The following is a 21,258-nucleotide window of genomic DNA, read 5'->3' as shown; positions in this document are numbered from 1 at the left end:
CAAAGGTCGGAGAATGAAGGCTCTGATCGCTCAATGATAATTCAGGGAGGAATACCATGTCGAATAATAGTCCGGGTTTTGCAACGCTTGCGGTTCACGCCGGTGCGCAACCAGATCCGAGCACGGGCGCAAGGACCACGCCGATTTATCAAACCACGGCCTATGTGTTTGAAGATGCGGACCATGCCGCAGCCCTGTTTGGCCTCAAGCAATTCGGCAATATTTACACCCGCATCATGAACCCGACGCAAGGGGTGCTGGAAGAGCGTGTGGCCGCGCTGGAAGGCGGCACGGCGGCCTTGGCTGTGGCCTCTGGCCATGCGGCGCAAATGCTGGTGTTTCACACCCTGATGCAGTCTGGTGATAATTTTGTTGCCGCCAGAAAGCTCTATGGCGGCTCCATCAACCAGTTTGGTCATGCATTCAGCAATTTCGGCTGGCAGGTGCGCTGGGCCGATACCGATGAACCGGAGAGCTTTGCCGCGCAAATTGATGACCGCACACGGGCTATTTTCATTGAGAGCCTGGCAAATCCTGCGGGCAAGTTTGTGGATATTGCCGCCATTGCCGAGGTTGCCCGCCGCCATGGCCTGCCGCTGATTGTTGATAACACCATGGCAAGCCCTTATCTGGTGCGGCCGCTGGAACATGGCGCGGATATTGTTGTGCATTCTGCCACGAAATTCCTCGGCGGCCATGGCAATTCCATGGGCGGCATTATTGTCGATGGCGGCACATTTGATTGGTCGGCATCTGGCAAGTTTACCACCCTGTCGCAGCCGCGTGCGGAATATGGTGGCGTGATCCTGCATGAAGCCTTTGGCAATATGGCCTTTGCCATTGCCTGCCGCGTGTTGGGCCTGCGCGATCTTGGACCCGCCATTGCGCCTATGAATGCTTTTTTGATTATTACTGGCATCGAAACTCTGCCGCTGCGCATGCAACGCCATTGTGACAATGCCTTCAAGGTTGCCAATTGGCTGAAAAACCACGAAAAAGTGGCCTGGGTTTCCTATGCTGGCCTGCCGGATGATCCGAACCACGCCTTGCAGCAGCGCTATGCACCAAAAGGTGCCGGTGCCGTCTTCACCTTCGGGGTCAAGGGTGGCTATGCCGCTGGCAAGGCGCTGGTGGAAGGATTAAAACTGTTTTCGCATCTGGCCAATATTGGCGATACCCGCTCGCTCGTCATTCACCCGGCATCGACCACCCATGCGCAATTGTCGCCGGAGCAGCAGATAGCAGCCGGTGCCGGGCCGGATGTGGTGCGTCTGTCGGTTGGTATCGAAGACCCGGAAGACATTATCGCTGATCTGGAACAGGCACTCGCCAAGGCGTGATGGGAGAAGCTTATGTCCAAGGCACTTGGCTTCGATCTCTCCACGGTTGAACCGGAAGAGGGCGCACCAGCACCAGAAAAAGTGCTGGATGGCGATCCGCGTTTTCTGACCTGGAATCTTGAGGATGCCGGCAACGGCCTCCACGCCGGGGTGTGGCAATCCACCCCCGGCACATGGCGGGTTTCCTACGATGAATGGGAGTATTTCTCCATTCTCGAGGGGCATTCGATCCTGACGGAAGAGGGCGGTGAACCGGTGCATCTTCGGGCTGGCGACCGCATGATTATCCAGCCGGGCTTCAATGGCATCTGGCAGGTGGTGGAAACCACCCGCAAGGATTATGTCGTGCGGTTCTAGAGTTTGTCAGGGAAAAGTGGAATCCGGTTTTCCCGAAAAGACAAACGAACATAAAGAATTTTAGAGGCTGTCTGGTTCAATCTGAGCCTGACAGCCTCTAAAGCCTCTCAAGGGCAGGTGATGCGGCGCAAGCGCCGTCCTCACCAGACCAGATCGAGCCGCTCCAATCCGTGAAAATGATAGACATCTTTCACCTTGGGGCGGCTGGCAAGCTTCAGCCCCGGTAGACGCTTGAACAGCAAAGGCAATGCGAGGTTCAGCTCCAGCCGCGCTAAGGGCGCACCAATACAAAAATGAATGCCTGCGCCAAACGACAGGTTTGCCCCTTCGTTGCGCGTCGGCTTGAAGGTGAGAGGATCGGGGAATTTCTGCGGATCCAGATTGGCCGCCGCTAAAATCAGGCTGATTTTGTCGCCTCGCTTCAGGCTGACACCATCAATCTCGCAGGGCTCCAGACAGTAGCGCTGAAAAATATGGACGGGCGCGCAGATGCGCAGACATTCTTCCACCGTGCGCTCGGTTGTGGCGGCATCGGCAAAAAGCTCTGCCGGGTCCAGCCCGCTTTCGAGAATAACCCGCACCGAATTGCCAATCTGATGCACGGTTGCCTCGTGGCCAGCGTTGAGAAGCACAATGGTGGTGGACACCAATTCATCATCGGTCAAAAGTTGACCTTTGTGCTCGGTGTGAGTCATGTGACTGAGCAGGTCTTCGCGCGGCTCCGCGCGGCGCTCGGCAATAATGCTGCGAACATAATCGGAAAACTCTTTTGACGAGCGATCCGCTGCATCTTCATCCGCACGGGTGCGATTGAACATATACATGCCCACATAGTCATGGGACCATTTCAGCAATTGCGGGCCCATCTCATCGGGAATGCCAATCATCCGCGCGATCATGGTCACAGGGATGATGTCTGCAAAGCTTGTGAGAAGCTCGGTCTTGTGGTCTCCCTCAAAGGCGTCAATCAAACCATTGGCGAGATCGGTGATCTCCGGCGTCATTTTTTCGACATGGCGGGAGACAAAGGCGCGATTGACCAAGGTGCGCAAGCGAGTGTGTTCTGGTGGCTCAAGCTCCAGCAGCGACCACGATTCCGCTGCGTCAAAATGGCGGGTATGGGCAGCCGGAGGTGGCATGTTGAGCTCTTCGCGGCTGGCGATATGCAGAATCTGGCGGCCAAACCGCTTGTCGCGCAACAGCGAATTGACCAGATCATAGCCGCTGAAAAACCACTGTTTTTGCTGCTCCCAGTAAAAAGTCGGGGCTTGTGCATGCAGCGCCGCATAGACCGCATTGGGATTTTCGTAAAAACGTGGATCGCTGGCATCCAGGCTGACGGAGCGATGTGTCGTGTCCACAGACAGGAAAGAGGATAGGGTCATGAGGTGCCTGATAATTTTAGAGGGGTAATGTGTCTTTATGCGTCCGGGTGCAACTGACGTTTTGTGAGGCGGCGAAGGGCTGCGACCTGAAGGTCTGTGTCATGGTCAATAGCGGCGGGACTGCCGGGTTCCAAGCCCGGACCGATACAATAGACGCTTTCTCCGCTGGCAATTGCCGTGCGATTTCGGCCATCGGCTTTTGCTTTGTAGAGGCCGTGATCAGCCTGGCTCATCAGCTTATCGAAATCAAATTCGGTGACAGTTATACTGGAAATGCCGATGCTCACAGTGAGGCGCACTGTGACGCCGTCCAGAACAATCGGCGTATTGGCAACCATTGTCCGTATCTGTTCAGCCAGCCCCGCCGCTTGCCGCAGGCTTTCCACCGGTATCAAGGTGCAGAATTCTTCACCGCCAGAGCGTCCAAACAGTCCCTTCGGATGGGTTCGTGCATTTGCGATAACCGAAGAGGTCATTTCGGCGAAGGATGATAATACTGCATCACCAACCTGATGGCCGTGCGTGTCGTTGATGGCTTTGAAGTGGTCGAGATCAAAAACCAGCAGCGCGAGAAGCCGATCTTTTGCTGCGTTTTGCTTCAATGTGTTTGCGGCCTCAATCAGGCCTCGACGATTCAAGGCCCCGGTCAGCGGGTCGGTCACCGACAAGAGTTTCAGGCGCGCCTCATTCCTATCCATGATTATTTTCGACAAAAGAACGAATGTCGAGAGCATGCAGGCGATAAACAAGAGTATCATGCCGCCCATGAACGGGATCCCCGCTAAAGTTTGGGGGTGCCCGAGAATACCGTAAAGCGCGAAGCTGAGCGCCATTGCGCTTTGCACCAACCATAAGCCCGCGAGCATATGTCGATAGCGAGGCGTGCTGAGCCGCGAACTCACCAGAGTCGACGCCAGAAATACATAGCCTATGGCTGAGCCGAGTGCGTAGACAACAAGCCTGTTGGCGAAGCTCGCGTAGATCGCCGGAACCAGATTGGCCACCAGCCAAAGGGCTGCCGGTATGGCAGGCCATGACACCCATTTACGACCTTCGAACAACCGTAAACCGTTGGCCCAGAGGCAGAGTGACAAGAGAACCAGGCAATTGCTGAAATAGACTGTGAAAATATCGTCGACATATCCTCGCAGATTGAAGGAGATTCCTCCAAGGCTATTGAGGGCAAATCCGATGCAGAATAACAAATAATGGCGCTGCGCGCGATCGTGGAGCCAAACGGCACACAAAAGAAGAGACAGTGTGAGCGCCTGTGCACTCCACATCAAAAAAGCAGTCTTCGCATCAAGCAAGTTTTTTGCCCTTAATTCTCTGAATTGCGGCCGCAACATTTTTAAAAATGGAGTGAACGACCGGCACCAGAACCAGTTCGCCGATTATATTTCAAATTCAGAAATTGCCTGGATGATTTCCAAATTCAAAACCGCCCTTCGTCCCGGATGAGGTCCATCTGCGTTTAAAACTCACAAACCCTGTAACACACCCCATAATAATCTCTTTTTTGCCGATGTTGCAAATACTTGATGGTTCCACACACGGCCTTGTGTCTGCATTGATGGCTGACAGCCGATGCGGCCAATCGCTCGTACTTTTTTCGCTGTTGCTAAACAAATACTGTGAGAATGTGGATGTGGTGCAGTTGTCGGATGCCGACGATTAACGATATCCTTTGCTCGTGTCTTGAAGTCTGGGGGGCTAACACTCTATGTATGGATTGACAGCATTGGAATTGATTCCCGCATACAGCGTCGTGCACCATGGAGGGTGTAAGGGTGCGCTGTAGCATTTTATATCTGCTGCATAATTTTTGCCTTAAATTGATTCCGATTTAAGGAATTATGCAGTAGGGGTTTTTTATGTTGCGCCTACGGCTCTATAGATGAGCCTTGAGCTTTATGTTGGGAATGGGTTGAAAAGGACGGACATGAGAAATCCAGTTGATACCGCCATGGCCCTCGTGCCTATGGTTGTCGAGCAGACCAATCGCGGCGAGCGGTCCTATGACATCTATTCGCGTCTGTTGAAGGAGCGCATCATTTTCTTGACCGGTCCGGTCGAAGATCACATGGCATCGCTCGTATGCGCCCAGCTCCTGTTTCTTGAAGCGGAAAATCCGAAAAAGGAAATCGCGATCTATATCAATTCGCCGGGCGGTGTTGTGACGGCAGGCATGGCGATTTATGACACCATGCAGTTTATTCGTCCCGCCGTGTCCACGCTTTGCATTGGTCAGGCCGCATCCATGGGCTCGCTGCTTCTGGCCGCTGGCGAAAAGGGCATGCGTTTTGCCACCCCGAATGCACGGATCATGGTGCACCAGCCATCCGGCGGCTTCCAGGGGCAGGCGTCTGATATCGAGCGTCACGCACGCGATATCATCAAGATGAAGCGCCGCTTGAATGAAGTCTATGTCAAGCACACAGGCCGCACCTATGAAGAGGTTGAACAGACGCTCGATCGTGACCATTTCATGGAAGCCGGTGAGGCAAAGGATTGGGGTCTGGTCGACAAGATTCTGACAACGCGCGCCGAGATCGAAGGTATAACGGCATCTTGATCCGGTTTTGGTCACTCCTTCCATGGAAAACGTAAGCTACGATCCATGGAGGGGGTTTAATCTTAGACTGATCGCGCTAATAATAGTTATTAAGGCTATGTTGAAGTTTTATGACGTAGTCTGAGAATTCTCGGAGGTTTTCGTTGCCGTCGGCTCAATGATGTGACTTTTTGAGAGCTGAATAGTACCTCCGAACCGATTTCGTCCCGGCCGCCCGGGTGACGGCTCGTCCGAGAGGCGGAAAAAGGGCGATGTGAGTAGACCGCGAACCAGCAAGTGCTGGTGCGGCGTGCTGGAAGGAAAAAGTTATGAGCAAAGTCAGCGGAAGCAACGGCGGTGACTCCAAGAATACCCTGTATTGTTCGTTCTGCGGCAAGAGCCAGCACGAGGTCCGCAAGCTGATTGCTGGCCCCACCGTGTTCATCTGCGATGAATGCGTCGAACTTTGCATGGATATCATCCGCGAAGAAAATAAAAGCTCGATGGTCAAGTCCCGCGAAGGCGTTCCCACGCCGCAGGACATCATCAAGATTCTCGACGAATATGTGATTGGTCAGCAGCAGGCGAAAAAGGTTCTCTCTGTTGCCGTGCACAATCACTACAAGCGTCTTTCGCATGCCTCCAAGGGCGGCGGCGAGGTTGAGCTTGCAAAGTCCAACATTCTGTTGTGCGGCCCAACCGGTTGCGGCAAGACCTACCTTGCCCAGACGTTGGCGCGCATCATCGATGTGCCTTTTACCATGGCAGACGCCACCACGCTGACAGAAGCGGGCTATGTCGGTGAGGATGTTGAAAACATCATTCTCAAGCTGCTTCAGTCTGCCGATTACAACGTTGAGCGTGCACAGCGCGGCATCGTTTACATCGACGAAGTGGACAAGATCAGCCGCAAGTCTGACAATCCGTCGATCACCCGCGATGTGTCGGGTGAGGGCGTGCAGCAGGCGCTGCTGAAGATCATGGAAGGAACAGTCGCATCTGTTCCGCCTCAGGGTGGCCGCAAGCATCCGCAGCAGGAATTCCTGCAAGTGGATACAACCAACATCCTGTTCATCTGCGGCGGTGCCTTTGCAGGTCTCGACAAGATCATTTCGGCGCGTGGCGAAAAGACCTCCATCGGTTTTGGTGCCTCGGTGTCCGCGCCAGAAGATCGCCGGGTTGGCGAAGTGCTGCGCGAGCTGGAGCCGGAAGATCTGGTGAAGTTCGGTCTTATTCCTGAGTTCATCGGTCGTCTGCCTGTTCTGGCGACACTGGAAGACCTCGACGAAGATGCGCTGATTCAAATCCTGTCGGAGCCAAAGAACGCTTTGGTCAAGCAGTATCAGCGCCTGTTCGAAATGGAAGATGTTGAGCTGAACTTCCATGAAGATGCCTTGCGCGAAATTGCCCGCCGGGCCATTACCCGCAAGACCGGCGCGCGTGGTTTGCGCTCCATCATGGAAAAGATCCTGCTCGACACCATGTTCGAACTGCCTGAATTGGAAGGTGTGCGCGAAGTGGTCATCTCGGATGAGGTTGTCCGTGGCACGGCCCGTCCGCTCTATATTTACGCAGACCGTCAGGATGAGAAGGTCAACGCTTCGGCGTGATCCGTTTTCATCCCTTGATGACTGCCGTGTTTTGGAGCCCGCCGTGTGCGGGCTTCATTGATTCTGCACGCTCGTTTTGCAACCGTCGATTCCTGCGTGTTGGACGGGCGGCGCTTGCCAGTTCTGGCAAAAAATGCGCCGATTTTGATCTGATTTGAACTGTTCCATCGGTTTTTTTGTCTTTGCAGTTCATTCCGTGTTTCAGTTGTTTGCAGCCGCATTTTGAATGGTTTATGACTGATGCGATGCTTCGCGTGATTTGGCGGCGCGATGGGGTGTTTGGCATCTCAAAGCTTATGTCCATTGACCGCGCAGAAACATGGTTTGAGGTTCAAGCGTGGTTGAATAAGGCGCATCGTCACTGCCCTGTCTCAGGGCATGTAAGGTTTTTCCGCCGGCGTTTATCGGCGGTGTGTTTCGCGTCAAGGTGTCCGATCTGGTGCCGGAGCTATCGGAAAAGATCGACAGACTTGAATTTTGAGGCTCGGGTCTCCACTTCAGTGTGTGAGACAACATAACCATGTCCCCCGCGGCGAGTAAGCGCGGATTTGGGTCCCGGCAACGGGACGATGAAAGGAAATGGAATGACTAAAGTGACCTCTGTCACGGGCAATGCTGATACCTATCCGGTATTGCCGTTGCGTGACATCGTGGTGTTCCCGCACATGATCGTGCCGCTCTTTGTAGGGCGCGAGAAGTCCATTCGTGCTCTTGAAGAAGTCATGGGTACCGACAAGCAGATCATGCTGGCCACCCAGATCAATGCAAGTGAAGATGATCCGTCAACAGATGCGATTTACCAGGTTGGCACGATTGCCAATGTCTTGCAGCTGCTGAAGCTTCCCGATGGCACCGTCAAGGTGCTGATCGAAGGCAAGGCGCGCGCAAAAATCGCAGCCTATACCGAACGCGAGGACTTCTATGAAGCCCGCGCCGACGTGCTTGTGGAGCCGGAAGAAGATTCGGTCGAGAACGAGGCCTTGAGCCGCTCTGTCGTGTCTGAGTTTGAAAACTACGTCAAACTCAACAAGAAAATTTCGCCGGAAGTGGTGGGCGCTGCGAGCCAGATCGAGGATTACTCCAAGCTGGCCGACACAGTGGCATCGCATCTTTCGATCAAGGTCACCGAGAAGCAGGAAATGCTGGAAACGGTGAGCGTGAAGACACGTCTGGAAAAGGCGCTTGGCTTCATGGAAGGCGAAATCTCCGTTCTTCAGGTGGAAAAGCGCATCCGCTCGCGCGTCAAGCGCCAGATGGAAAAGACCCAGCGCGAATACTATCTGAATGAGCAGATGAAGGCGATCCAGAAGGAGCTTGGTGACGGCGAAGATGGCCGTGACGAAATGGCCGAGCTGGAAGACCGCATCTCCAAGACCAAGTTGACCAAGGAAGCCAAAGACAAGGCCGATGCCGAGCTGAAAAAGCTCAAGCATATGAGCCCGATGTCGGCGGAAGCCACCGTGGTGCGCAACTATCTGGATTGGCTGCTGTCTCTGCCATGGGGCAAAAAGTCGAAGGTTCGGATTGACTTGAATGCTGCCGAAAAGCTGCTGGATGAAGACCACTTTGGCCTCGATAAGGTCAAGGAGCGCATCATCGAGTATCTGGCGGTTCAGGCCCGTGCGACCAAGATCAAAGGGCCTATCCTGTGCCTTGTTGGCCCTCCAGGCGTTGGTAAAACATCACTTGCCCGTTCCATTGCCAAGGCAACGGGCCGCGAATACGTCCGTATGGCACTGGGTGGCGTGCGCGATGAAGCGGAAATCCGCGGCCATCGCCGTACCTACATTGGCTCCATGCCGGGCAAGGTCATTCAGTCGATGAAGAAGGCCAAGAAGTCCAACCCGCTCTTCCTGCTCGATGAAATCGACAAGATGGGCCAGGATTTCCGTGGCGATCCATCGTCGGCCATGCTGGAGGTGCTGGATCCGGAACAGAACGCAACCTTCATGGACCATTACCTGGAGGTCGAATACGACCTTTCCAACGTGATGTTCATCACCACGGCCAATACGCTGAACATCCCCGGCCCGTTGATGGACCGTATGGAAATCATCCGTATCGCTGGCTACACGGAAGATGAAAAGCTGGAAATTGCCAAGCGGCACCTGTTGCCAAAGGCAATCAAGGAACACGCTTTGCGGCCGGAAGAATTCGTTCTCGCCGATGAGGCAATTGTTGCGATCATCCAGCAATATACCCGCGAAGCCGGTGTGCGTAGTCTTGAGCGTGAGTTGATGAAAGTTGCCCGTAAAGCGGTGACGGAAATCATCAAGGGCAAGAGCGCGTCGGTTTCGGTCACGGCTGCCAATATCAATGATTATCTTGGCGTTCCGCGCTATCGCCATGGCGAAGCAGAAGGCGAAGATCAGGTGGGTATTGTCACGGGTCTTGCCTGGACCGAAGTGGGCGGCGAATTGCTGACCATCGAAGGTGTGATGATGCCCGGCAAGGGCCGCATGACGGTGACCGGCAATCTGAAGGATGTGATGAAGGAATCGATTTCGGCAGCGGCGTCTTACGTTCGCTCGCGCGCAGTGGATTTTGGCATCGAGCCTCCACGCTTTGATAAGTCTGATATCCACGTTCACGTGCCGGAAGGTGCAACACCAAAGGATGGTCCTTCGGCTGGCGTGGCCATGGCAACCGCCATCGTCTCGATCATGACCGGTATTCCGGTCAATAAGGATGTGGCAATGACAGGTGAAATCACCTTGCGTGGCCGTGTGCTTCCGATTGGTGGCTTGAAGGAAAAGCTGCTGGCTGCCCTTCGTGGCGGTATCAAGAAAGTTCTGATCCCGGAAGAAAACGCCAAGGATCTGGCGGATATTCCAGACAACGTGAAGAATGGTCTTGAGATCGTGCCGGTGTCCAGAATGGGCGAGGTGATCAAGCATGCACTTTTGCGCGTGCCGGATCCAATCGAGTGGGATGGCACCGTTGAAACACCCGCCGTTGGCACGGTTGAGGGTGTGGACGAATCGGGCGTAACCGTGGCGCACTGAACCCGCGCTTGCCATGATGTTGGCGCAATCTGTTCAAAACTTGAGAAAGGCTGGTGAAAACACCAGCCTTTTTTGTGTAAACATCGCTGGAACCCTTGTTTTTCAGGCGATTGCGGTGCTTTTGGCTTGCGACGGGCATGGGCATTAGTATTGTCGCCCGACTTGCAGTTTTTGACTCGTTTCATGCCATACAGAAAGGTTGGAAACATGAATAAGACCGAACTCGTATCCGCAGTCGCTGAAAAGGCTGGCCTGACCAAGGCTGATGCCGCATCGGCCGTTGATGCCGTTTTCGACACGGTTCAGGCTGAACTGAAGAACGGTGGCGATATTCGCCTTGCAGGCTTTGGTGCCTTCACCGTTTCTCACCGTGAAGCTTCGAAGGGCCGTAACCCTTCAACCGGTGCTGAAGTTGATATTCCAGCCCGTAACGTGCCAAAGTTCACGGCCGGCAAGGGTTTGAAAGACGCTGTTAACAGCTAATTCCTCTTCACTGCCTTGGCAGTGTGCTGGACGCGAATTTAAAAAACCCGGCGACTAGCCGGGTTTTTTTGTCTGAGTCTGTCTCAAAGCCATCTTCCCTGTTTTGTTGACGCTCTGTCTCGCACAATGACTGGTTCTCTTTGTGACAATATGCCATATGCTGATCCTGTTCTCAGGGCGGGGTGAAAATCCCCACCGGCGGTATCGGGCACATGCCCGGAGCCCGCGAGCGCTTTCATCTCATCGTCATTCTCAAAGGTTTTGGGCTTGATGGATGGTGGAAGGTCAGCAGATCCGGTGTGATGCCGGAGCCGACGGTATAGTCCGGATGGAAGAGAATGACAGACGGGTGCTTGTTCGACGGATCGTCACGACAGCGCCGTGCGCCAGATATGGGGCACAGCAGGACGCTGTTATGATTCAAATTTGCTGCATAATTTTCACCTTGGACCGATTCCGATTTAAGGTGAAAATTATGCAGCAGATGGCGATCATCGAATGAGTGCCTGTTGGCATTTGCCCTGATTTATGATGTCCTTGTGATGAAGGAAGAGGCATGAGTCAGAGTTATTTTACGCCACTGCGCTCCCGCGCTGTCATGGGGGCCGCCTATATGGTGCTTGCAGGCGTCTCATTTGCATTTCTCAATGTTGTAACGCAGTGGCTGGCAATGAAGCTGGCCTTTCCCTCAGCCTCGACTGCCTTTTGGCAATATGGTTTTGCTCTGGTTTTTTCGCTTCCGCTGCTGCGCAAGCTGGGCATTGCTGCGCTGAAAACCCGGTTTCCAATGCGGCACGTGTTGCGGGTCTTGCTGGCAGCGTTGGGCGTGCAGGCATGGATCAGCGGTCTGGCCAGTGTGCCGATCTGGCAGGCGATTGCGCTGGTGATGACCTCTCCGTTCTTTATCATTCTGGGTGCAAGGCTGTTTTTGCGCGAGAAGGTCGGCGCACGGCGTTGGTTGGCAACAGCCGTTGGCTTTTGTGGTGCCATGCTGATTTTGGAGCCATGGTCGGAGAGTTTTACGCTTGCCGCTCTTTTGCCGATCCTGTCGGCAGTTCTTTGGGGCGCATCATCTTTGATGATGAAAAACCTCACAGCTTTTGAGCGTCCGGAAACCATCACTATTTGGCTTCTGGTGTTGCTGACACCCATCAATGCCGGGCTTGCCGGGGTTTCAGGTTTTGCCGTGCCGGATGGTCTGAGCCTGATTTTGCTCATTCTTGCCGGGCTTTTGACCGCGATCGGTCAATATTGGTTGACGTTGGCCTATGATACTGCCGACGCCACCTATGTGCAGCCCTTTGATGATTTGAAGCTGCCGTTGAATGTCATCGCAGGCTGGGCGGTGTTTGGCTATGCACCAAGCGGAATGCTGTGGTTCGGTGCACTGCTTATCCTCTCCGCCTCTCTTTATCTCATGACCAATGAAATGCGTCAGGAACGAAAAGAGGCAATAGCCTGATTTTTTGAAGAGAGCATCGTGCAGAACATCGGAATCAGCCCGATGCTCTATTCACCGTCGTCATCAAGCAGCGCTGTTGTTGTGCTGGCATAGATGCGCCTGAGATAGGAAACCAGCTGTGCGACCTCATCTTCAGAAAAGCGGTCTTTGAAGCGGGCTTCATGGGCGGCTCGCAGGTTTCTGGCGGTATTCGCCAAGGCGAGACCATCTTCGGTGACGAATAGTTCTTGCCGACGGCGGTCATTCTCGCTTTGTCGGCGCTCAATGGCATTGCGACCTTCGAGTTTGTTGACCAAGGCCATCATCGAAGCCTTGTCCATGCGCAGGCAGTTGGCCAGATCAATCTGGCTGGCTCCAGGGTTGGTTTCAATCAGCTCCAGCACCGCAAACTGTTTTGGCGTGAGCGAAAGTCCCGCCATGGTGACCTGATAATCCTGAAACACCGCCACATTGGCCAGCCGCAGATGGAAGCCGAGAATATTTTCCAATTCACCCAACTTCACGCCCGTTGATGAGGATGATGGAGACGCCTGAGCGTCCTGCGGTGCATCAAAACTGTTCATGGCGCTGTCCGATTCGTGATGATTTTCTGTAATTTCTCTTTGTATGGCAGATTTCGCTTGTGTGAAGCAAAAGAAAGGATAATATGTATTACATACTAAATGGCGATTGAGGAGCGATCGTCAGGGAGGAAATGATAATGAACAGCATTGCCGCAGGATCGCGCGATGTCGGCGCGTCTGTTGGAATGGAGTCGGAAGACCCCGTCCGTTTTCGCGCCAAGGTTGGGCCTAAGCGCCCAGCAGTCTTGGAGGTCAAGACAGGGCAATCGCTCAATTATTCCGAGCTTGATCTTCTGGTTGGGCGTGTCGCCAGTTTGTTGGTTGATACAACGAAGGGTGCAGACCCATCACCGCGCATTGCCTTTGTTGGGCGCAATTCCATTGCCCAACTCGCCGTTTGTTTTGCCTGTCAACGGATCGGCGCAATTTTCGTACCCGTTAACTGGCGCCTCAATCTTCACGAAATTTCGATGATTATCGATGATTGCCAGCCTGCCTTGGTGATCTTTGAAGATGAGTTTCAGGCGCAGATCAAGGTGAGCGCGTCTACCAGACTTCTCTCGGTGGATGGCGATGATGGCCTCAATGCGCGCTGCCAATCCTATGCCCCCTTTGTGCCTGATTTTGGTTCTGAAGACCGCACCTGCGTGTTGCTCTATACGTCCGGCACCACGGGTGTGCCGAAGGGTGTCATGCTGAGTGCGCGCAATTTATATTACTCGTCGCTCAACTTTTCATTTCTCTGCGATGTCTCCACCGACTCGGTGGTTTTGTGCGAATTGCCGTTTTTTCACACCATTGGTCTGGTGGCTCTGGCGCGTACCGCGATACTGATGGGTGGGCGGCTGGTGATTTCAGACCGGTTTTTGCCGGAACGGACCTTTAGCATCATGGCTGATCCGGAAATTGGCGTGACCCATTATTGTGGTGTGCCGCAAATCGCCTCAGCCTTGCGCGCAAATCCGCACTGGGATCCGTCTGCCCTGCGGCGTCTGAAGGCGATTTTCATAGGCGGCGCGCCTTTGCCGCCGGTGTTGATTGAGCGTTTTATGGATGATGGCATTGCACTGGTGAATGGCTATGGCATGAGTGAAGCGGGCACCACCTGCCATATGCCGCTTGATAGCGAGCAGGTGATGCGCCATCCCGGCAGCATAGGCTATCCGGCACCTTTGATTGATCTGCGCATCGTTGATGGCGACGGCCATGATGTGGCGGAGGGCGAGGTTGGCGAGATTTTGTTGCGTGGCCCCACCGTGACATCCGGTTACTGGAACAAGCCTGAGATGACAAAAGCCGCGTTTTTGGATGGCTGGTATCGCAGTGGTGATCTGGCACGCTCTCAAGATGGGGTAATTTACCTCGCTGACCGGCTGAAGGATATGTATATCAGCGGTGGTGAAAATGTTTATCCCGCGGAAGTCGAAGCCGCACTTGTCGAGCATCCCGGCATTTCGGAAGTGGCCATCATTGGCGTTGCGCATCCCGAATGGGGCGAAGTTGGTATTGCACTGATTGTCGCCTCGGATAAATCGCTTCAGGAGGAAGAGGTTCACGCCCATTGTGTGGCGCGGCTATCTGGCTTCAAGCGACCGAAGAAAATTGTCTTTGTGGACAGTCTGCCGCGAACAGCATCGGGCAAAGTGCTCAAGCATGTTTTGCGCAAGAATTACGATCAGTCATCCATTTGAAATCAATGCTGCGATCCATCGTTGCAGAATAAGGAGAAACCTATGACAGATAAACAGACAACGGCAGCCGATCCGGTTCTGGTTGAGTTCGACAACGGCATTGCTTTTGTGACCTTCAACCGCCCTGAAAAGCGCAATGCAATGAATCCGGCTTTGAATGTCCGCATGATGGAAGTGCTGGATGAACTGGAAGGCGATGAGCGTTGCGGCGTTCTGGTGTTGCGAGGTGCTGGCTCCTCATGGTCTGCGGGCATGGATCTTCAACAATATTTCCGCGACAACGACGATAAGCCACGGTCCGCAACGTTGAAAAGCCGTCGTCAGTCCGGGGGCTGGTGGCAGCGCCTGACTTATTTTGAAAAGCCCACCATTGCCATGGTCAATGGCTGGTGCTTTGGCGGTGCCTTCAATCCTCTGGTCGCCTGCGATCTGGCAATTGCCGCCGATGAAGCAACCTTTGGTCTTTCCGAGATCAACTGGGGCATTCTGCCGGGCGGCAATGTCACGCGCGCTGTGGCCGAAGTGATGAATCACCGTGATTCACTCTATTACATCATGACGGGCGAACCCTTTGGTGGCCAAAAGGCCCGCGACATGGGCCTGGTGAACGAATCGGTGCCTTTGGAGCAGTTGGAAGAGCGTGTTCGCAAACTCTGCGCCAGCCTTCTCGAGAAGAATCCGGTGACCATGAAGGCCGCGAAGGACACGTTCAAGCGGGTTCGTAACATGCCTTGGGATTTGGCGGATGATTACATCTACGCCAAGCTGGAGCAAATGCTGCTTTTGGACAAAACCCGTGGCCGCGATGAGGGCTTGAAGCAATTCCTCGATGACAAGACCTATCGCCCTGGTCTTGGCGCTTACAAAAAGAAGTAACATGACAAATGGCCTGCGCTCCAAACGGATCGCAGGCTTTTTTTCTGGCCAGGGAGGGTGGTTTCGCTCGGTAGATGCCGGGCGCGTTGGGGGAATGAAGGGTTTTTTGTATTTCTGGGAGGAAATGACATGAATATACAGCGCGAAAATTTTATGGATGCAGTCCGTTGGACTGGTCGAGCGTATTTCTCCGATTGGGCCAGCACCACAACAGGTGCAATTGATGTGCAAAACCCTGCCAATGGCGAGGTTATCGCGTCTGTTGGTTTTGGCAGTGCGCAGGATATTGTGCGTGCAGCAACCGAGGCACGCGCAGCGCAAAAGGCATGGGCGGCACAGCCTGCCGCAGAGCGCGCAAAAATTCTCAACAAGGCCGCCGATATTCTGGAGGCGAACGGCCCGGAGTTGATTGACTGGATCATGCGGGAATCAGGCTCGACCGAGCCAAAGGCCGCCATTGAGATCAACCATGGTGCACTTTTCATTCGGCAAGCAGCTACATTGGCGACAATGCCCACGGGCCTTTTGCTGCCATCCATGGATGATCGCAGCAACTCTGCCCGCCGCGTGCCGCATGGCGTGGTTGGGGTTATCTCACCTTTCAATTTTCCGCTGGTGCTGTCTTTGCGCTCCATCGCGCCCGCTTTGGTGCTGGGCAATGCGGTTGTCCACAAGCCGGATCCGCGCACGCCGATTTCCGGCGGCTTTATCATTGCCCGCATTTTCGAAGAGGCTGGCTTGCCAAAAGGCGTATTTCATGTGGTGCCAGGTGGGGCTGAGGCCGGCGAAGCCCTATGTCAGGACCCCAATATTGCGATGATCTCTTTCACAGGCTCTGCCCGTGGCGGCTCGAAAGTGGGCGAGGTGGCAGGACGTCATCTGAAGAAAGTGCAGCTTGAGCTCGGCGGCAAGAATGCGCTGGTGATTCTTGATGACGCTGATCTCGATGTTGCCGCGTCCAATGCGGCATGGGGTTGCTATCTGCATCAGGGGCAGATCTGCATGGCCACCGGGCTGGTGCTGGTCGATCAAAAAATCACTGATGATATTGCCCAGCGCCTTGCCGAGAAGGCAAAGCGCCTGCCAGTCGGCGATCCATCCTCGCGGCAGGTCGCCCTCGGTCCGATTATCTCTGATGGGCAGATTGCCGGTATTCAGAAAATTGTTGATGACGCCGTGCAAAAGGGAGCCAAATTGCTGGCTGGCGGCACGCATGATGGCCGATTCTACAAAGCCACGGTGCTATCCGGGGTCAAACCCGGCATGTTGGCCTTTGATGAAGAGGTTTTTGGCCCTGTCGCCTGCATCGCATCATTTGCGAGCGATGATGAGGCGGTGGAGCTTGCAAACCGCAGCGAATACGGCCTTGCCGCAGGGGTGATTTCCGGCAATCTCGCCCGCGCCATGGCCGTTGGCAATCAATTGAATGTCGGCCAGCTCCATATCAACGACCAGACGGTGAATGGTGGACCCTACGCCCCGTTTGGCGGTCGAGGAAAATCAGGCAACGGTTGCCGCATGGGTGGCCCCGCCGATATTGAAGAATTCACACAGTGGCAGTGGGTGTCGGTCAAGGATCAGGCAACAGCCTATCCATTCTAAGTCGCGACTCATGAGCAGGGGGCGGATTTGCGCACCCTGTTTTCTATCGCGCGCTTTTTACAATGAGGAGGAATGATCATGCAGATCACCGCAGCTGTTGCCCGGCAACAGAATGCCCCACTGACCATCGAAACACTGGAGCTTGAGGATCCGCTTGATAGCGAAATTCTGGTCAAGCTGGTGGCCACCGGCGTATGTCATACCGACATGGTGGTCATCGCCGGCATGATGCCCACGCCATTTCCTGTGGTGCTTGGCCATGAAGGGGCGGGGGTTGTGGAAAAAGTTGGGGCTGCCGTCCGCAAGGTCAAACCCGGTGATCGGGTTGTGATGACCTTTAATTCCTGTGGACAATGCCCAAGCTGCAAGGCCCATCACATCAGCTATTGCCATGAGTTTTTCCCGCGCAACTTTATGGCCAGCCGTGCTGATGGCACATCCGCCCTGTCCGCCAATGGGGAAAAGGTTCATGCCAACTTTTTTGGCCAGTCATCCTTTGCGTCTCACGCCATTTGTCATGAAGCCAATGTGGTTAAAGTGCCTGAAGGCGTTGAACTGGAGCTGATGGGGCCCTTGGCCTGTGGGGTTCAAACGGGTGCCGGAGCGGTGATGAACGCCTTGAAGGTACAAGCCGGTTCATCCTTTGCTGTTTTTGGAGCGGGGTCTGTCGGCCTATCGGCGATCATGGCTGCCAAAGTGCTGGGGGCCACCACGATTATCGCGGTCGATATGAAGCCGGAACGCCTGGAGATGGCCCGTGAGCTGGGAGCCACCCATGTCATCAATCCTGCCGATGTTGATTCGACCGAAGAGATCCTGCGCATCACCGGCTATGGCCTTCAATTTGCGCTGGATACCACTGGAATGTCGAAGGTGATCAAAGGCGCTGTTCTGGCTCTGGCCCCTATGGGCACCTGCGGTGTGCTCGGCGCATCGGCTCCCGGCACCGAAATCAACCTTGATGAAGTGCACTTCATGAGTGGTGGAAGACGACTCATGGGTATTGTCGAGGGTGATTCGAACCCCGATACGTTTATTCCGCTGTTGATCGACCTCTACAGCAAGGGATTGTTCCCGTTTGACCGATTGGTGACCTTTTATCCTCTGGATAAGATCAACGAGGCCATTCACGATTCCGAGAGCGGAAAATCGATCAAGCCGATCGTTCGTATCGGGTGAGGGGACATTCACAGGCATTTGCCATGGGGTGATTGAGAGTCTGTCAGGTTCATATTGAGCCAGACAGATTCTCATTGCAGCGCCTCTCATCAAATATGGCGCACAAAGGACGCTGTAAAACTTTTAAGCTGCTGAATAATTTTCTCCTCAAATCGATTTCGATTTAAGGAATTATGCAGTAGGTCTGTTGGCTTTGAACAAACCGATTGATGTCTTTCCTGCAAAGCGGAAACGACCGACAACTGCAATCAACAAGACGAATAAAAAGGGGAGAATGGTGGGCGATGAGAGACTCGAACTCCCGACATCTTCGGTGTAAACGAAGCGCTCTACCAACTGAGCTAATCGCCCTTACGCTGTAGCAGATCAAGTCCGCCGCGTTCGGTGAGTGTGATCTAACGGGTTGATTGCTAAACCGCAAGAGGCTTTTTCAAAAAAATCGTCATGAAAGTGAAATAATTCACAGTGGCGGTATGGGTGTGGAAAAACGACAAAAATCGCCCAGCATTCGATGCATAAACGCAACGAAAAAAGCAAACCACACAAAGACATAATGGGAATGCCGAACAAACAACATAAAAGCAGTAATGGTGGGCGATGAGAGACTCGAACTCCCGACATCTTCGGTGTAAACGAAGCGCTCTACCAACTGAGCTAATCGCCCTTACGCTGTAGCAGATCAGGTCCGCCGCGTTCGGTGGCTGTGATCTAGTCGCTGATTGAAAATTCCGCAAGAGCTTTTTCGAGTTTTTCTGTGTTTTTTTGGGTCTCTCGATGCAGTTTTTCGGTAAGTCTCTGCAAATGAGCACTTTTCGTCTTTTACGGTCATGTTGAAAATAAGGAAGAGTTATCAACAGGCTGGGCGGTCATAAAAGAAAAATCAATTCGCCTCGTTTTTGTTTCCAATCTCGCTTGACACCTGTGAAGGAACCCCTTAGTTAGCCGCTCATCGAACGGCGCTTGCCGCTCGGTGCAGAGGGAAGTTCATCTTCCTGTCAGGAAAAGCGGGTGTAGCTCAGTTGGTTAGAGTGCCGGCCTGTCACGCCGGAGGTCGCGGGTTCGAGCCCCGTCACTCGCGCCATCCTGATAACTCTGAAAATTGGTTGTATCAACGTTTGTTCGTTGAAAGTGCGCGGGTGTAGCTCAGTTGGTTAGAGTGCCGGCCTGTCACGCCGGAGGTCGCGGGTTCGAGCCCCGTCACTCGCGCCAGACCAATTTTATGTGACCTGTGGGAAACCACTTAAACGCTTTTTGGCGTTTGCAATGCGCGGGTGTAGCTCAGTCGGTTAGAGTGCCGGCCTGTCACGCCGGAGGTCGCGGGTTCGAGCCCCGTCACTCGCGCCATTTTATTCTCCTCCGTTTCCATTTATTTTACACCTCAGCGGGTATTTCGAAAATAAATGTAGATCAATCGATACCGAGTGTTAAAGTCTTCGTGTGCATGTGCGAAAAGCCGTTATCGGTCTTGCGCAACTGCTCTGGCTGCGATAACCAACGGGTCGTTGCAACAGTCTTTTTGGCTTGTCGGTTCTGGCCGTGTACGGCTCACGGCGTGATGATAAGCAAGGATGGATATGATGACTGAACTCCTCAGTTCCTACCTCCCGATCGTGGTATTCATTGCCATTGCGATGGTTATCGGGATCGCTCTTTTGGTAACCCCTTTTGCTGTGGCATTTAAGGCCCCGGATGCGGAAAAGCTTTCCTCATTCGAGTGCGGCTTTAATGCCTTCGACGACGCACGCGTCAAGTTTGACATCCGCTTTTATCTGGTGTCGATTCTCTTCATTATTTTCGATCTTGAAGTCGCCTTCCTGTTTCCTTGGGCTGTTTCGTTCAGCGCAATCGGCTGGTTCGGTTTCTGGTCTATGATGGTTTTTCTGGCTGTGCTGACCATCGGCTTTATTTATGAGTGGAAGAAGGGAGCCCTGGAATGGGAGTGAGCCCGAACAATAGTGGGACTCTGGTTGCGCCGCAGCCCAAGGGAATCATTGATCCGGCAACTGGCAAGCCCGTTGGCAACGACAGTTCTTTTTTTGGTGAGATCAACAATGAACTCGCCGATAAAGGTTTCATTGTCACATCAACGCAGGCGTTGATCACCTGGGCCCGTACCGGTTCCTTGATGTGGATGCAGTTTGGTTTGGCCTGCTGCGCCGTTGAGGGGCTGATGCAGGCCTCCGGTCCGCGTTACGACATGGAGCGCTTTGGTGTTGCGCCTCGCGCGTCGCCGCGCCAGTCGGACGTGATGATCGTTGCCGGAACGCTGACCAACAAGATGGCGCCAGCGCTTCGCAAGGTCTACGATCAGATGCCTGAGCCGCGTTACGTTATCTCTATGGGTTCCTGTGCGAATGGTGGTGGCTATTATCACTATTCTTACTCGGTTGTCCGTGGTTGCGATCGGGTTGTGCCTGTCGACATTTATGTCCCGGGCTGTCCTCCCACGGCAGAGGCGTTGCTCTATGGCGTGCTTTTGCTTCAGAAAAAAATCCGCCGCACCGGCACAATCGAACGGTAGTGGCGAGGGACTGACAAGATGAGTGAAGCTCTCCAAGCGCTTGCGTCTTACATCACTGAAAAATGCGAAAATCTCGTCGTGTCGAGCAATATCGCTTTTGGTGAGCTGACACTGGCGACGACCGCGGAAAGTCTGATTGCGTTGGTAACGTTCCTGCGTGATGACCCGCGTTGCGGTTTTATCAACATCACTGACGTCTGCGGTGTGGATTACCCCAGCCGCGTTGACCGGTTTGATGTCGTTTATCATTTTCTTGCCCCACGGCAGAACCAGCGTATCCGACTGAAGTTGCAGACGAACGAAGACAAGCCTGTACCATCGCTGTGTCCCTTGTTTCCGGGGGCAGACTGGTTCGAGCGCGAGGCCTGGGATCTCTATGGCATCATGTTTACGGGCCATCCGGACCTGCGCCGTATTCTCACCGATTACGGTTTTGAAGGTCATCCGTTGCGCAAGGATTTCCCTGTGACCGGCTTTGTTGAGGTTCGTTATGATGACACGGTCAAGCGTGTGGTTTATGAGCCGGTAGAATTGAAGCAAGAATTCCGCAGTTTTGATTTTCTGTCGCCATGGGAAGGTACTGATTACGTGCTGCCCGGCGATGAGAAGTCAGCGAAGTAAGAGGGCGGG

17 protein-coding genes, 5 tRNA genes and 1 riboswitch are annotated in these 21,258 nt (G+C 53.9%); of the genes, 17 read left to right on the top strand and 5 right to left on the bottom strand.

Annotated elements, in window-relative coordinates:
• The first annotated feature begins 56 nt into the window (after positions 1 to 56).
• Both E6C51_RS05980 and E6C51_RS05975 read left to right on the top strand, forming a co-directional pair.
• Complete coding sequence (locus E6C51_RS05980) at positions 57 to 1,340, top strand: O-acetylhomoserine aminocarboxypropyltransferase (RefSeq protein WP_146928838.1); 1,284 nt, start codon at positions 57 to 59, stop codon at positions 1,338 to 1,340.
• Positions 1,341 to 1,352: 12 nt separating this feature from the next.
• On the top strand, positions 1,353 to 1,697 hold the full coding sequence (locus E6C51_RS05975; RefSeq protein WP_190235327.1) for a cupin domain-containing protein: 345 nt from the start codon (positions 1,353 to 1,355) through the stop codon (positions 1,695 to 1,697).
• 140 nt (positions 1,698 to 1,837) lie between these two features.
• On the opposite strand, the gene E6C51_RS05970 is transcribed toward E6C51_RS05975, so the two are convergent.
• Together E6C51_RS05970 and E6C51_RS05965 are read right to left on the bottom strand one after the other, a co-directional pair.
• On the bottom strand, positions 1,838 to 3,082 hold the full coding sequence (locus tag E6C51_RS05970) for a cytochrome P450 (protein WP_190235326.1): 1,245 nt from the start codon (positions 3,080 to 3,082) through the stop codon (positions 1,838 to 1,840).
• Between the two features lie 35 nt (positions 3,083 to 3,117).
• A complete protein-coding gene (locus tag E6C51_RS05965) occupies positions 3,118 to 4,431 on the bottom strand; it encodes a GGDEF domain-containing protein (protein WP_146928847.1) in 1,314 nt (437 codons plus the stop codon).
• 593 nt (positions 4,432 to 5,024) lie between these two features.
• On the opposite strand from E6C51_RS05965, the gene clpP reads away from it, so the two are divergent.
• The 5 genes from clpP (at position 5,025) to E6C51_RS05940 (ending at position 12,196) form a co-directional block, all read left to right on the top strand.
• Positions 5,025 to 5,657, top strand: a complete 633-nt coding sequence (gene clpP / locus E6C51_RS05960) for an ATP-dependent Clp endopeptidase proteolytic subunit ClpP (protein WP_146928850.1) — start codon at positions 5,025 to 5,027, stop codon at positions 5,655 to 5,657.
• Between the two features lie 308 nt (positions 5,658 to 5,965).
• The gene (gene clpX, locus E6C51_RS05955) at positions 5,966 to 7,246 is read left to right on the top strand and encodes an ATP-dependent Clp protease ATP-binding subunit ClpX (RefSeq protein ID WP_190235325.1); all 1,281 of its coding nucleotides are present in this window, start codon (positions 5,966 to 5,968) and stop codon (positions 7,244 to 7,246) included.
• 584 nt (positions 7,247 to 7,830) lie between these two features.
• Entirely contained in the window at positions 7,831 to 10,251 is a 2,421-nt protein-coding gene (lon, locus tag E6C51_RS05950; RefSeq protein WP_190235324.1) for an endopeptidase La, read from the top strand.
• A 207-nt stretch (positions 10,252 to 10,458) separates the two neighbouring features.
• On the top strand, positions 10,459 to 10,734 hold the full coding sequence (gene hupB / locus E6C51_RS05945) for a DNA-binding protein HupB (RefSeq protein WP_075640551.1): 276 nt from the start codon (positions 10,459 to 10,461) through the stop codon (positions 10,732 to 10,734).
• Positions 10,735 to 10,898: 164 nt separating this feature from the next.
• Positions 10,899 to 11,078, top strand: a riboswitch (FMN riboswitch).
• A gap of 212 nt (positions 11,079 to 11,290) precedes the next feature.
• Positions 11,291 to 12,196, top strand: a complete 906-nt coding sequence (locus E6C51_RS05940; RefSeq protein ID WP_146928862.1) for a DMT family transporter — start codon at positions 11,291 to 11,293, stop codon at positions 12,194 to 12,196.
• Positions 12,197 to 12,243: 47 nt separating this feature from the next.
• Here E6C51_RS05940 and E6C51_RS05935 read toward each other — a convergent pair whose 3' ends face one another.
• Positions 12,244 to 12,759: a MarR family winged helix-turn-helix transcriptional regulator gene (locus E6C51_RS05935; RefSeq protein WP_190235323.1), complete on the bottom strand. Its 516-nt coding sequence runs from the start codon at positions 12,757 to 12,759 to the stop codon at positions 12,244 to 12,246.
• 137 nt (positions 12,760 to 12,896) lie between these two features.
• Here E6C51_RS05935 and E6C51_RS05930 point away from each other — a divergent pair, with 137 nt between their 5' ends.
• The 4 genes from E6C51_RS05930 to E6C51_RS05915 all read left to right on the top strand — a co-directional run bounded on the left by E6C51_RS05930 (position 12,897) and on the right by E6C51_RS05915 (position 18,107).
• Positions 12,897 to 14,450, top strand: a complete 1,554-nt coding sequence (locus tag E6C51_RS05930; RefSeq protein WP_190235322.1) for an AMP-binding protein — start codon at positions 12,897 to 12,899, stop codon at positions 14,448 to 14,450.
• Between the two features lie 42 nt (positions 14,451 to 14,492).
• Positions 14,493 to 15,326, top strand: coding sequence for a p-hydroxycinnamoyl CoA hydratase/lyase (locus E6C51_RS05925; RefSeq protein WP_146928871.1), 834 nt, complete (start codon positions 14,493 to 14,495; stop codon positions 15,324 to 15,326).
• A gap of 129 nt (positions 15,327 to 15,455) precedes the next feature.
• Entirely contained in the window at positions 15,456 to 16,928 is a 1,473-nt protein-coding gene (locus E6C51_RS05920; RefSeq protein WP_190235321.1) for a benzaldehyde dehydrogenase, read from the top strand.
• A gap of 78 nt (positions 16,929 to 17,006) precedes the next feature.
• Positions 17,007 to 18,107, top strand: a complete 1,101-nt coding sequence (locus E6C51_RS05915) for an NAD(P)-dependent alcohol dehydrogenase (protein WP_190235320.1) — start codon at positions 17,007 to 17,009, stop codon at positions 18,105 to 18,107.
• 275 nt (positions 18,108 to 18,382) lie between these two features.
• Here E6C51_RS05915 and E6C51_RS05910 read toward each other — a convergent pair.
• Positions 18,383 to 18,458 (bottom strand) — tRNA-Val (locus E6C51_RS05910).
• A gap of 237 nt (positions 18,459 to 18,695) precedes the next feature.
• Positions 18,696 to 18,771, bottom strand: a tRNA-Val gene (locus tag E6C51_RS05905).
• A gap of 340 nt (positions 18,772 to 19,111) precedes the next feature.
• Here E6C51_RS05905 and E6C51_RS05900 point away from each other — a divergent pair.
• The 6 genes from E6C51_RS05900 to E6C51_RS05875 all read left to right on the top strand — a co-directional run bounded on the left by E6C51_RS05900 (position 19,112) and on the right by E6C51_RS05875 (position 21,249).
• A tRNA-Asp gene (locus E6C51_RS05900) sits at positions 19,112 to 19,188 on the top strand.
• Between the two features lie 51 nt (positions 19,189 to 19,239).
• A tRNA-Asp gene (locus E6C51_RS05895) sits at positions 19,240 to 19,316 on the top strand.
• A gap of 58 nt (positions 19,317 to 19,374) precedes the next feature.
• Positions 19,375 to 19,451: transfer RNA gene (locus tag E6C51_RS05890), tRNA-Asp, on the top strand.
• A 233-nt stretch (positions 19,452 to 19,684) separates the two neighbouring features.
• Positions 19,685 to 20,050: an NADH-quinone oxidoreductase subunit A gene (locus E6C51_RS05885; RefSeq protein WP_146928880.1), complete on the top strand. Its 366-nt coding sequence runs from the start codon at positions 19,685 to 19,687 to the stop codon at positions 20,048 to 20,050.
• Entirely contained in the window at positions 20,041 to 20,628 is a 588-nt protein-coding gene (locus E6C51_RS05880) for a NuoB/complex I 20 kDa subunit family protein (RefSeq protein WP_146928883.1), read from the top strand. Before E6C51_RS05885 ends, E6C51_RS05880 begins: the two co-directional genes overlap by 10 nt.
• Before the next feature lie 18 nt (positions 20,629 to 20,646).
• Positions 20,647 to 21,249 (top strand): NADH-quinone oxidoreductase subunit C, encoded by a 603-nt coding sequence (locus E6C51_RS05875; RefSeq protein WP_146928886.1) that lies wholly within the window; start codon positions 20,647 to 20,649, stop codon positions 21,247 to 21,249.
• The last annotated feature ends 9 nt before the right edge of the window (positions 21,250 to 21,258 follow it).

This window comes from Gillisella terrae (assembly GCF_004801395.1).
Lineage (GTDB): Bacteria > Pseudomonadota > Alphaproteobacteria > Rhizobiales > Rhizobiaceae > Allorhizobium > Allorhizobium terrae.
The sequence above is the reverse complement of the archived record's forward strand: the minus strand, read 5'-3'. Positions and strand labels throughout refer to the sequence as shown.